10 protein-coding genes are annotated in these 12,394 nt (G+C 68.9%); 2 read left to right on the forward strand and 8 right to left on the reverse strand.

The features are described 5' to 3' along the window. Positions 1–213: 213 nt before the first annotated feature. Positions 214–3,243 (forward strand): amino acid adenylation domain-containing protein, encoded by a 3,030-nt coding sequence (locus tag HUA74_RS11545; RefSeq protein WP_174454596.1) that lies wholly within the window; start codon positions 214–216, stop codon positions 3,241–3,243. Here the strand turns inward: HUA74_RS11545 and HUA74_RS11550 are convergent. The 7 genes from HUA74_RS11550 to HUA74_RS11580 all read right to left on the reverse strand — a co-directional run bounded on the left by HUA74_RS11550 (position 3,240) and on the right by HUA74_RS11580 (position 10,102). Then, positions 3,240–3,875, reverse strand: coding sequence for a hypothetical protein (locus HUA74_RS11550; protein ID WP_174454597.1), 636 nt, complete (start codon positions 3,873–3,875; stop codon positions 3,240–3,242). The genes HUA74_RS11545 and HUA74_RS11550 overlap by 4 nt on opposite strands. Positions 3,876–3,944: 69 nt before the next feature. Next, entirely contained in the window at positions 3,945–4,751 is an 807-nt protein-coding gene (locus HUA74_RS11555; RefSeq protein WP_174454598.1) for a hypothetical protein, read from the reverse strand. A gap of 152 nt (positions 4,752–4,903) precedes the next feature. Beyond that, positions 4,904–5,413, reverse strand: a complete 510-nt coding sequence (locus HUA74_RS11560) for a biotin/lipoyl-containing protein (protein ID WP_141643121.1) — start codon at positions 5,411–5,413, stop codon at positions 4,904–4,906. A gap of 27 nt (positions 5,414–5,440) precedes the next feature. Continuing rightward, the gene (accC, locus tag HUA74_RS11565) at positions 5,441–6,964 is read right to left on the reverse strand and encodes an acetyl-CoA carboxylase biotin carboxylase subunit (protein WP_174454599.1); all 1,524 of its coding nucleotides are present in this window, start codon (positions 6,962–6,964) and stop codon (positions 5,441–5,443) included. 94 nt (positions 6,965–7,058) lie between these two features. Next, a complete protein-coding gene (locus HUA74_RS11570; protein ID WP_141643119.1) occupies positions 7,059–7,670 on the reverse strand; it encodes a hypothetical protein in 612 nt (203 codons plus the stop codon). 120 nt (positions 7,671–7,790) lie between these two features. Then, positions 7,791–9,344: an acyl-CoA carboxylase subunit beta gene (locus HUA74_RS11575; RefSeq protein WP_174454600.1), complete on the reverse strand. Its 1,554-nt coding sequence runs from the start codon at positions 9,342–9,344 to the stop codon at positions 7,791–7,793. A 50-nt stretch (positions 9,345–9,394) separates the two neighbouring features. Continuing rightward, the gene (locus HUA74_RS11580; RefSeq protein ID WP_174454601.1) at positions 9,395–10,102 is read right to left on the reverse strand and encodes a Coq4 family protein; all 708 of its coding nucleotides are present in this window, start codon (positions 10,100–10,102) and stop codon (positions 9,395–9,397) included. A gap of 276 nt (positions 10,103–10,378) precedes the next feature. On the opposite strand from HUA74_RS11580, the gene HUA74_RS11585 reads away from it, so the two are divergent. Beyond that, on the forward strand, positions 10,379–11,539 hold the full coding sequence (locus HUA74_RS11585; protein ID WP_246137215.1) for a site-2 protease family protein: 1,161 nt from the start codon (positions 10,379–10,381) through the stop codon (positions 11,537–11,539). A 66-nt stretch (positions 11,540–11,605) separates the two neighbouring features. Here HUA74_RS11585 and HUA74_RS11590 read toward each other — a convergent pair whose 3' ends face one another. Further along, positions 11,606–12,340: a laminin G domain-containing protein gene (locus tag HUA74_RS11590; RefSeq protein WP_174454602.1), complete on the reverse strand. Its 735-nt coding sequence runs from the start codon at positions 12,338–12,340 to the stop codon at positions 11,606–11,608. Positions 12,341–12,394 lie beyond the last annotated feature (54 nt).

Genomic DNA, 12,394 nt, shown 5'->3' on the forward strand with positions numbered 1-12,394 from the left:
AGACACTCCCGCCCGCAGCGGAGACAAAACAGGTTTGCGTGTCGGAAATTGACACGGCGAATATTGTGTTTGCATTTTTGATTCCCGCGACTCTTCGAGTGGCGGTGCGGGCTTGGTTGTCTTTGATTCGTGGAGGGCTCGATGCCTGGAAAAGTATCGCCGCTGGGCGCGTCGCGGCTGGGTCGGTTTGGAGTGTTTACGCGAGACGCGGGCTTGTCTGAGCTGTGGGCTCGCCAGGTCGAGGTCCGTCCGGAGGCCATCGCGTTGCAGCAGGGGATGAAGCGCGTCACGTATGACGCGCTGAACCGGCGCGCGAGTCGACTCGCGGGCGCGTTGCGGGAACTGGGGGTGGGGGAGGAGACGCCGGTCGCCGTGGGGCTGAGGCAGGGCATCGAGGCGATTGTCGCGCACGTGGCGCTCTGCAAGCTCGGCGCGACGTGTGTGCCCATCGACCTGGAGCATCCGCCGGAGCGCATCGGCTTCGTGGTGACGGACAGCGGCGCGGAGGTGCTGCTCACCGGGACGCTGGCGGACGAGGCCCGGTGTGGAGAGTGGCCCGCGACGCGGCTGTGTCTGGAGCGTGACGGTGAGCAGGTGGCGCGGCGGTCCGATGTTCTCGTGGCCCCGCTCGGGGACGGAGGGCGCCGCACCCATGTGTTGTACACGTCCGGGACGACGGGCCGGCCCAAGGGCATCGAGCTCGTCGCGCGTGGCATCCGCCGGATGGTGATTGATACGGATTATGTGTCCATCGACTCGACGGACCGCGTGGCGCAGATTTCCAACCATGCGTTCGACGCGGCGCTGTTCGAGGTCTGGGGCGCGCTGCTCAACGGCGCGTCGCTGGTGCTGCTGCCCAGGTCGAGCGTGCTGGATGCGTCCGCGTTCCGCGATGCCCTGCGGGAGACGCACATCTCCGTGCTGCTGATGACGACGGCGCTGTTCAACCTGGTGGCACAGGGTTGTCCGGACGCCTTCGGGACGCTCAAGTATCTGCTGGTGGGCGGCGAGCGAGCCAATCCCCGCACCTTCCGCGCGGTGTTGGAGCGCGCGCCTCCCGCGCACCTGCTGAACCTCTATGGCCCCACGGAGGGGACGACTGTCACCACCACGCACGAGGTGCGGCCGGGGGATGTGCTGTCGGGCTCGGTGCCCATTGGCCGGCCCATCCGGCACACCCAGGTCTTCGTGCTGGGGCCAGACCTGCGTCCGGTGGAGCCGGGGGTGATGGGGGAGCTGTGCATTGGTGGAGAAGGACTGGCGCGCGGCTACCTGAACCGACGGGAGCTGACGGAGGAGCGCTTCCCCGTCGTCCCCGAGCTGGCGCCCGGGCCCCCTCTTCGGATGTACCGGACCGGAGACCTGGCGCGGTGGCGGGAGGACGGCACGCTGGAGTTCCTGGGGCGCGCGGACCACCAGGTGAAGCTGCGCGGCCATCGCATCGAGCTGGAGGAAGTGGCCAGGCTGCTGTTGGAGAGCGGCCTGCTCTGGGATGCGGTGGTGACGCTCCAGGAACGTGAGGATGGAGAGAACTCGCTGGCGGCCTATGTCGTCCCCAAGTCGACGGGCACGGGCTCCGCGCTCCAGGATGCGCTGAGGACGCGCGTGCCGGAGTACATGGTGCCCGCGTGCATCATCGAGCTGGAGCGCCTGCCCACCACGGTGAACGGCAAGGTGGACCGGGGGGCGCTCCCGGTGGAGGTGTCTCCGCGAGGTGCCCCAGGGCTCGCGACGTCGGGCTGGGCTCCGGAGGATGCCGTGGCGTCGGAGGTGGGCGCGGTGTGGGCCGAGCTGCTGGGGCTGAAGTCGCCCTCGCTCGAGGATGACTTCCTGGGGCTGGGTGGCAACTCCCTGCTGGCGGCGCGCCTGGTAATGCGGCTGCGCGAGCTGTATGGCCTGACGCTGTCGGCGTATTCGCTCTACGAGGCGCGCACGCTGGGGGTGTTCCTGGATGTGGTGCGGCGGGCGCGTGCCGGCCAGCAGGACTCCGGGCGCGCGGCGGACGGGCCGGAGGCGTGGCGGGCGGACGCGAAACTCCCCGAGGACCTCCGGCGGGCCCCCGTGCAGCCCGCGCCTCGCGTCGTTCCGCTGGAGTCCATGGAGCTCATCTTCCTCACGGGGGCGACCGGCTTCCTGGGCGCGTTCCTCTTGAGGGACTTGCTGCGCATGACGCGTGCTCGGGTGGCCTGTCTCGTCCGCGCACGAGACGTGGACTCGGGACATGCGCGGCTGCGGCAGGCGCTGGAGAAGTATGACCTCTGGGAGGACTCGTTCGCGGAGCGACTCCGTCCGGTGCTCGGGGACCTGGGCGCGCCCTCGCTGGGCTTGTCGCCCCAGGTGTTCCAGGAGTTCGCCACGCGCGCGGAGGCGCTGTTCCACGTCGGCGCGCACGTGAACTACGTGCAGCCCTACTCCGCGCACCGGGCCGCCAACGTGGAGGGGACGACGGAGGTGCTGCGTCTGGCCATGCAGGGCCGGCCCAAGCCCGTGCACTACGTGTCCACCATCGCCGTGTTCGGCCCCACCGGTTACTTCAATGGCCGTGCGCACGTGCGCGAGGGCGAGGGGCTCGACGAGCACCTGGAGTGCCTGCGCTATGACATCGGCTACTCGGCAAGCAAGTGGGTGGCGGAGAAGCGGGTGTGGGCGGCCGCGTCGCGCGGTGTCGCGGTGAATGTCTACCGGCCGGGCTTCATCATGGGCGACAGCCACACGGGCGTCGGGAACGCCGACGACTTCGTGGCCCGCTTCATCCGTGGCTGCATCCAACTGGGGGCCTGTCCGGACCTGCCGCGTCAGCGCAAGGAGTTCGTCCCGGTGGACTTCGTCAGCCGGGCCATCCTGGGCATCGCCTCACGCGAGGGCGCGGTGGGCAAGGCGTATCACCTGGTGCCGCCGCGTCCGGAGGACTCGGTCGACATCAACGACTTCTACGCGCCGCTGGCCCGGTGCGGGTATCCCCTCCCGCGCGTGCCCTACAAGGAATGGGTGGAGCGGTTGATGCGCGCCGCGCGCGTGGCCGACAACGCGCTCTGCCCGCTGGTGCCCATGCTGTACGAGCAGGTCTACGCGGGCGAGACGACACGCTGGGAACTCTATGAGGACATGCCCGTCTACGACGCCCACAACACGTTCCACGCGCTCGAAGGGCGAGACGCCGGCTTCCGGAAGATGGATGCCGGGCTCCTGGGGCGCTACCTGGCGCACTGGCGACGTCTGGGCCTGCTCGCGGCGCCGGGCTAGCGGCAGATGCTCGACTTCATGGGGCACGGGAAGTCGAAGGTGCCCGCGACCTGGATGTTGCGGACGGTGGCGCCCGGCTTGTTCGCGGAGCTGTGCGTCGTCGCGCTGAACTTGAACGTGCCCGCGACGCCGGTGCCGTCGAACTTCGTGAGCACCAGCACGCCCGGCTTGGTCAGCATGTAGTTGATGCCCTTGAGGCTCAGCGCCACGGGAAGCTCACCGGGCTTCTCGTCGAAGGTCACGAGCGAGTACGTGCCGGGCTTGAAGGGGATGGTCGCCTTCGTGTTCTTGCCAGGCAGGATGCTGAGGCTCGCGGCCATCGCGCCGCGCCCGGGGCTCATGCAGTGCAGGGACAGGGGCCCCGCCATGGTGCCCCCGCGCGCCAGTTGCTTCTCCATGGCGGCCTGGGCCTTCTGGGAGGCCTTCGCCCTGCTGGAGGCCTTCGTGAGGAGCTGGCGCACTTCCTCGGGGGTCATCCAGTGGTCCGAGGCGGCGGCCTGGGTGCCGCCCTTGCCCGTGAAGGTGAGCGGAAGGCCCACGGTCACCCGGACCTCGCAAGTGCCCTCGCGCCTTGCGGCGAGCGCGGGCAGACTGAAGAGGAGCGCGATGGCGACGACGGCGGCGTGTCGCATGACGGCGAGCCCTGAGAAGGGGGCGACCGGGATGGCCCGGTGCCCAGTGGAGTCCAGGACTCTAGAACGTCAGGGCTCCGGTGAGGCGCTCTTCGGGGCGCTTCCATCCGGAGGCCGGTCGATTTCCTCGGCGGGGAAGTTGGCGGCGGCCTCCAGGTAGCGAGGAGGCTGGACCTTGCGGCGATCTCTCCGGTTGAGTCCCTCCGGCTCCACGAACGTCGGCTCCGCTCCGCTGCGTTGCTCCACGCGGGCCCCGTCGCAGAACTGCCATGTGGTGCCGCCGTCCAGGCCCTGGCGCGCGTAGAACACCGTCGCTTCACCCACCTTCGGGTCCGCCGTGCACCAGGTGCCGCGCGCGGTGCTCTCCCGCTGGGGCGACTCCTCCTTCCACTTCTCCTGGGTCGTCCGCACGGCCGCCGCCGCGAGGACCGCGTCGGACTCCGCCAGCCGTGTCCGCGCTTCCTTCAGCAGCTCCTGGCCCCGGCGCGAAATCTCCGGGAACGCGCCCCGGTCCTTGAAGCCGCACCGCGCCAGACCCCGAAGGTTGCTCTCGTGGATGTCCAGCACCCGGGGCAGCGAGCCCTGGGCCTCCTTCACCAGCTCCACCTGCTGCGCGTGCTCGGGCGCCTCCGGCGTGGCGAGCTTCTCCGTGCCGGTGACGAAGCGCGCCAGCAGGCCGTTGACCGCGGTCAGCTCATCCGACAACCAGCGCGGCTCGGCGTCACAGGGGTCGGACTTGGCGCCGCCATAGTCCCGGTAGTCCGCTCGGGACATTCCCAACGAGTAGTGCTGCACCGGGGGCGCGGGCCGTGACGCGCACGCCGACAGTGCCGTGCCCAGGGCCGCGAGCAGGACTCTCCGACGAAATGACTTCATGGCGCTCCACTCTGCCATGTGGTTTGCGTCCAAACAAACCAGGACGGAGACTGGAGCGCCGGCCGTACTGCGAGTGTACGGGAGTGATTAGTACGGGCAGATGATGGGGCCGCCGCGCGAGCAATGGGCGCGCCGCTCGCGAAGGGGGGCCGCTACTCGACGATGACCAGCTTCGCGTTGTTCTCCACGGTGGTGCCTTCCTTGGCGAACAGCTCGGTCACCTTGCCCGCCTTGGGGCTCTTGAGCTCGTTCTCCATCTTCATGGCCTCCACCACGACGAGGCCCTGGCCTTCCTTCACCTCGTCGCCCACCTTCACCAGCACCTTCACCACCTTGCCGGGCATGGGCGCGGTGACGAGCTGCTTGCCCTCCACGGAGAAGGCCGCCGTGCCCGCGCGCAGCCGCAGCCGACGCTCGTCCGCCACGTCGAAGCGGCTCACCTGCCCGCGCAGGAGCACGCCGACCTCGTCGCCGCTCTCCTCGAACTCGGCGCTGTAGGACTGGCCGTCCACCAGCATGCTCATGGTGCCGTGCTCGAGCGCCAGCGCGTCCACCTGATACGTGACGCCGTTGACGGTCAGCTTGTACCTGTCGCCCCCCAGGGCCTCCAGGTCCACCGGCACCGCTTCCTTCTGTCCCTGCTGCTTCGTGAAATAGCGCATGGAAGTCTCGTGAGCTCGGAGGTGGGGTTACCGGCGGCGGGAGCGCAGCGCCAGGCGCCACGGGCTGATGCGACCACTGCTCGCGTCGGCCGCGCCCGCCTTGCCACCGGGCATCGTCCTGGCGCGCTTCGCGTCACGCTGGTGCGCGTACACCGCGCTGGCCAACAGGGCCATCTCGCTCAGCTTCGGGTCCTCCACGCCTTGCAGCGTCGTGTGCTCGCGGCCGAGGAAGCCCGTGTCGTAGTCACCCTCGATGAACTCGGGGTGCGCGAGAATCGCCTTGAGGTAGCGGATGTTGGTGGTGATGCCCTTCACCACGTACTCGGACAGCGCGCGCTGGGCCCGGGCAATCGCCTCGCGCCGCGTGGGAGCCCACACGGACAGCTTGGAAATCATCGGGTCGTAGAAGTTGGGCACCGTGTAGCCGGGGAACACGCCCGAATCGTCACGGACGTTGGGGCCGCCCGGCACGCGCAGGTACGTAATCTTTCCCGGGCTGGGCATGAAGTTGCGCGACGGGTCCTCCGCGTACACGCGCACTTCAATCGAGTGGCCGCGCGGCGTGGGCGCCTCCAGGAGCGGCAGCTTCTCGCCCTCGGCGACCTTGATTTGCAGCGCGACGAGGTCCAGCCCCGTCACCCACTCCGTCACCGGGTGCTCCACCTGGAGGCGGGTGTTCATCTCCAGGAAGTAGAAGTTGCGGTGCACGTCGACCAGGAACTCCACCGTGCCGGCGCCCACGTAGTTGACGGCCTTGGCCGCCTTCACCGCGACCTCGCCCATCTGCGCGCGAAGCTCCGGCGTCAGGATGGGGCTGGGTGTCTCCTCGACGACCTTCTGGTGGCGCCGCTGCGCCGAGCACTCGCGCTCGTTCAGGTGGATGACGTTGCCGTGCGTGTCGGCGAACACCTGGATTTCGACGTGGTGTGGCTTCTCGAGATACTTCTCGATGTAGACGGCGTCGTTGCCGAAGGAGTTGAGCGCCTCGCTCTTGGCGGAGCGCCACGCGGACTCGAAGTCGCCCATGCCTTCCACCCGGCGCATGCCCTTGCCACCGCCACCGCCGGCGGCCTTGAGCATGATGGGGAAGCCAATCTTCTGCGCGTACTCGCGGGCCTCGGCCTCGGTGGCGATGGGCTCGGTGGTGCCGGGGACGACGGGCACGCCGACCTTGATCATGTTGGCGCGGGCGCGGGTCTTCTCGCCCATGGCGTCCATGGCGGCGGCGGGCGGGCCGATGAAGGTGATGCCGGCGGCCTCGCAGGCGCGCACGAAGGAGGCGTTCTCGGAGAGGAAGCCATAGCCGGGGTGGATGGCGTCCGCGCCGGCGGCCTTGGCGGCGTCGAGGATGCGCTGCTGGACCAGGTAGCTCTCGCGGGAGGGCGGCGGCCCGACGAAGAAGGCCTGGTCCGCGGTGCGAACGTGCAGGGCGGAGCGGTCTGCTTCCGAGTACACCGCCACCGTGGCGATGCCGAGTTCCTTGCAGGTGCGCATCACCCGGATGGCGATCTCGCCGCGATTGGCGACGAGCACTTTGCGGATCTTGGGCATGGCCGCCCGTCTACCACGGGCCGACCCGGTTTGCCTGGGTTGGATGGCGTTCACGCCCCTGTCAGGGGCGTGGTCATCCGATGCCCGTGACGACCTACTTCCGGGCGCTGCGGTACTGCTCCATATAGGCGCGCGCCTGGGTCAGCTTGGCCTCGACGAACCGGTCATCCTCGTCCGGCTCCGGGGGCTTGGCCGGAGGGGCGTTCGGCTCGCCACCGAAGTCCACCGCCGCGGCCAGGAGGTTGCGCGCGGTGTTGCCACCTCCCAGCATCCGCGCCAACAAGCCCGTCTCCACGTCCAGCCAACGAGCGGCCTGGCGCATGACGTCCAGCACCTCACCCTCCACGGCCTTGGCGGGCCGGCCCGGGCCGCTGACACACGTGCGGGCGTAGCTGTGCTCCCGGTCCACGAAGATGCCCAGCACGCGCTCCCGGAAGTCCTGGGACAGCGCCTGGGACATGGCGTCGAGCTGCTCCTCCAGGAAGGGCTGCTCGGACTTGCGGGCCTTGCGACCGGGGGCGGGGGGCAGGGCCACCTCGGCGGCGTGCCAGCCGCCATCGGCCAGTCCCTCCGGGGGTGACTCCACCCACTTCACCTCGGGCGTGGGCAGTTCCACGGCCTCGCAGACGCGTTTGAGCGTCTGGCGCACGGCGGTGAGGTTTCCTTCGACGTCGGCGAGAAAGAGAAGAAGTCGGCGGTGGGGCAAATGGGGGTTCCTTTCCTGGCCACCTGAAAGCCCGCGCGGCGCACGAGAATTTCCCGAGCGCCGCGAGCCTGCCTGCTCTCCATCCGGGGGAGAGCAGGCGTCCAGGGGCCTGAAAGGAGCCTACAGCGGGATGTTCCCGTGCTTTCGCGGCGGGTTTTCCTGACGCTTGTCTTTCAACATCTCCAGCGCCCGGATGACCTTGGTGCGGGTCTCCTCGGGGCGGATGACCTCGTCGATGTAGCCCAGCTCCGCCGCCTTGAAGGGGTTGGCGAACTTCTCGCGGTAGTCATTCACCAGCTTCGTGCGCTCGGCGGCGGCGTCCTTCGCCTTGAGCAACTCGTTGCGGAAGATGATGTTGACCGCGCCCTCGGGCCCCATGACGGCGATTTCCGCGGTGGGGTAGGCGTAGTTGATGTCCGCGCGGATGTGCTTGGACGCCATGACGTCGTACGCGCCGCCGTACGCCTTGCGGGTGATGATGGTGATTTTGGGGACGGTGGCCTCGGCGAAGGCGTACAGCAGCTTGGCGCCGTGGGTGATGATGCCGCCCCACTCCTGGTCGGTGCCGGGCAGGAAGCCGGGCACGTCCACGAAGGTAATCAGCGGGATGTTGAAGCAGTCGCAGAAGCGCACGGCCTTCACGCTGGCGTCGATGTCCAGCACGCCGGCGAGGAACGCGGGCTGGTTGGCGACGATGCCCACGCTCTTGCCGTTCATCCGCGCGAAGCCCACGACGATGTTGCGCGCGAAGTGCTCCTGCACCTCGAAGAAGTGCTTGTTGTCGACGACGGCCTTGATGATGTCCTTGATGTCGTAGGGCTTGTTGGGGTTGCTCGGGACAATCGTCTTGAGCGACTCCTCGGCCCGGAACGGGTCGTCGTCACACGGCTGGGCCGGCGGGTCCTCCTGGTTGTTGGAGGGCAGGAAGGAGAGCAGCTCGCGCGTCATGACGATGGCGGCCTGCTCCGTCTCCGCGGCGAAGTGCGCCACGCCGGACTTCTGGTTGTGCGTCAGCGCGCCGCCCAGCGACTCCTTCGACACCTCCTCGTGCGTCACCGTCTTGATGACGTCCGGGCCGGTGATGAACATGTACGAGGTGTCCTTCACCATCATGATGAAGTCGGTGATGGCCGGCGAGTACACCGCGCCGCCCGCGCACGGCCCCATGATGAGCGAAATCTGGGGCACCACGCCGGAGGCCAGGGTGTTGCGCAGGAAGATATCCGCGTAGCCGGCGAGGCTCTCCACGCCTTCCTGGATGCGCGCGCCGCCGGAGTCGTTCAGACCGATGACCGGCGCGCCCACGCGGGTGGCCATGTCCATGATCTTGCAGATTTTCTGGGCATAGGCGCCGGACAGCGAGCCGCCAAAGACGGTGAAGTCCTGGGCGAACACGAAGACCTGGCGGCCCTCGACGGTGCCGTAGCCGGTGACGACGCCGTCACCCGGAATCTTCTTGTCGCCCATGCCGAAGTCGGTGGAGCGATGGGTGACGAACTTGTCCAGCTCGCAGAAGGAGCCGGGGTCGAGGAGCAGGTCGATGCGCTCGCGGGCCGTGAGCTTGCCGGCCTCGTGCTGTTTGGCGATGCGGTCGGCACCGCCACCCAGCTCGGCCTGCTGCTCCATCTGCTGGAGGCGTGCGCGGAGGGGGTCCTTCTCGGAGGTCTCGTCCATGGGCCGCCCTCTAGCACGATTGAGCGGCTCGCGCGCTGTCCGGCTTCGCGTCAAGCCGCTCTGCGAGAGGGGTCCATCTTCACCGGGGGCGCCAGGGCGGGGAGCAGGGCGTCCACTGTTGGCAAATCCAGGCCGAAGCGTTGGCGAACGTCAACAAGGGGGACCTCCCACAGCTCGCGCCAGGGGGTGCCGAACACGGGCCGCGCCAGTCGTCCCAGCACCCAGCCCCGGGTGAGGGCCTGCATGCGCGCGTCGCGCTCGGAGAAGGCGTAGAGCAGGGTGTTGGCGAGGCCCCCGGTGAGGATGCCCAACGCGAAGGGGCTGCCCAGTTGCGCCAGGCTGAAGGCCTGCACGCCCAGCTCTCCGGCCACGTCGGTGCGAAAGCCGGTGAGCACGTGCCAGATGTCGTGCGACTCCAGCAGGTGGGCCCGGACGTAGTCCTCGTCGGTGTGGGCTTCTCGGTAAGGCAGGGCGTTCGGGTCCAGGCCGTTCTGGGTGAGGTGGTCGGCGAACGCGCGGCCGAGGGTGCCTTCGGGCAGCGTGCGCAGCGTGGCGAGTGGAAGCATTCCGACGCGGGGGCGCTCGACGAAGGCGCGCGCGGCGGTGGGGGATTGCATCAGCCGCTCCACGACGCGGCGCATGGCCATGGGCGGTGCGAGGACTCGGGCCAGGTCGATGATGTCCTGGAGACGATTCGGGTCCTGGAGCACTCGCACCATTCTCCAGGCTTCGCGTGCGAGCGTGAGGGGGTTGCGCATGGGTCCTCCGGGGGAAGGCGGACTCGGCCAGGGACCGAGCGGAGGAACGGTAGCCGGCGTTTCGCGCGGCGGGAGCGTGCGTGGTGGTGGGGTGCTCGTCGGTGGACATCCGGGGGCCTGGAGGCCCGGGAGCGGACACTCAGGAGGCAGACGGGCGAACGAGTCATTCCCGGCACCGTGCGCGCATCGGGTGCGGGACGGACCTTGAAGGAGGCGAGCAGGGGGCGCAGGCCGTGGGAGTGCCCTCGCGGTGCTGGCGCCCTTCGCGAGGAGGCGATGATGCGCGAGTCACGGGGTGCATTGAAGGTGGGCTCGCTGCGAGGCATCCCCATCCGGGTCCACTACTCGCTGCTGCTCGTCCTGCCGTTGCTGGCGTATCTGTTCGGCGGAGCGTTCCGGCGGGCGGCGGAGGTGGCCGAGGTCCCTCCGGAGCAACTGATGGGCTCGCCCATGTTGTGGGGGTTGGGCGTGGCGGTGGGGCTGTTCGCGTCGGTCTTCGTGCACGAGCTGGCGCACACGTTCTATGCGCTGGCGCGGGGCGGACAGGTCCGCTCGATTACGCTGATGATGGTGGGCGGGGTGTCGGAGCTGTCGGAGGCGCCGCCCCGGCCTCGGGACGAAGCCTTGATGGCGCTGGTGGGTCCGCTGACGAGTCTGGCGCTGGCGGGATTGTTCGGCCTTGCGACGTGGGGCGTAGAGGGGACGACCTCGTTCAACCTCCAGTTCGCGTGTTTCTATCTGGCGAGCCTCAACCTGTTCCTGGGGTTGTTCAATTTGCTGCCGGCGTTCCCGATGGATGGCGGGCGGATTCTGCGGGCGGTGTTGTCGGGGCGGATGGGGCCGGTGCGGGCGACGCGGGTGGCGTCGCTGGTGGGGCGTGGGTTCGCGGTGCTCTTCGCGTTGTGGGGCGTGGTGTCGTTCAACCCGTTCCTGTTCGTCATCGCCTTCTTCATCTTCATGGGGGCGGAGGGCGAGTCGCGGCAGGTGCGGATGAAGGCCCTGTTGGAGCGGGTATCTGTGTCGGAGTTGATGTCGCCGCGCGGGGCGGGGGTGGAGGCAGGGGCGTTGCTGGAGCAGGCGCTGTGGGATTTGCGCCGCGAGCGGCAGACGGCGCTGCCGGTGACGGAGGACGGGCGGCCGGTGGGGCTGGTGGACGTGGAGGCGGTGCGCGCGGTGTCGGAGGCGGACCGAATCCATCGCCTGACGCGCGAGGTGATGCGGCCCGTGCAGGTGGTGCGGTTGGACGAGGATGGATGGCGGGCCGTGCGACAGCTGGCGGAGAACTCGGCGCAGCTGCTCGCGGTGGTGGATGCAGACGGGCGGCTGGTGGGGACGCTCGACGTCGATGACGTGCAGCGGGGGATGATGCTGCTGCAGACGCGCGAGGAGCGTGCCGAGCGCGATGCGCGGCGCTGGCGGCAGGAGCGGCCGGCGTGACGGAAGGTCGAGCCTCCGAGGTGTTTGTGATTCGGAGGCTCGACGTGCCTTGGGGGGCGGTGGGGCTCAGTCGATGTTGAAGTAAACGTCGTCGATTTCGCCGTGGTACTGGTCGTTGTTGTTGCCGACGCTCTTGGCGCCCACGTTGACGGGCTGGCCCACGGGGTTGATGTCGTAGGTTGCTGGGAGCAGTGCGCTGCCTCGCGCGACGTTGTCGACGAGGATGGTGAGCGTGGTGCTGGTGCGCTGGCAGGCGACCTTGTGCCAGGTGCCGTCGGCGACGCCCACGGACGACTTGACGATGATGACGTCGGCGCCGCCCGTGGTACGCACGACGCAGCTGGGTTTGCCGAGCACGGCGTCATCGAGCTGGAGCTTCCACTGGGCCGTGTTCGCGAGGCCCTTCTGTACGAGGTTGGAGCCGTGGACGGAGGAGAGGTCCGCGAGGGTGAGGCGCACCCGGGCGCCGAAGGTGAAGAGGGCGGTGCCGGGATTGAGGCTGGCTGAGTCGGGGGTGGTGACGTTCGCGAGCGGGCAGCCCGTGCCGTCACACACGGAGGGGAACTTGATGCCCAGGCCGTCGAAGCCCGTCACGGGGACGACGGTGGCGCCGTTCGCCGTCTGCACGGTGCCGGTGCGTCCCTTGCCACTGTCGTCCACCACGGTGGCGACGGGGTTGGTCACCGCGTCGAACTTGTAGCGCAGCTTCTGGCTCACCGCGCCGGCCGCCACGGGGGCCAGCACCAACATCGCGAGCGCGGTCCGCTTCGCCATCCGTCGAGGCTGTGTCGTCAGGGTCATGAGGTGTTCTCGTTGTCCTGTTGGAGTGTGGGTACGACGAGGCGAGGATAGCCT

The sequence above is a fragment of the Myxococcus sp. CA051A genome, assembly GCF_013336705.1.
In the GTDB taxonomy this organism is placed as follows: domain Bacteria; phylum Myxococcota; class Myxococcia; order Myxococcales; family Myxococcaceae; genus Myxococcus; species Myxococcus llanfairpwllgwyngyllgogerychwyrndrobwllllantysiliogogogochensis.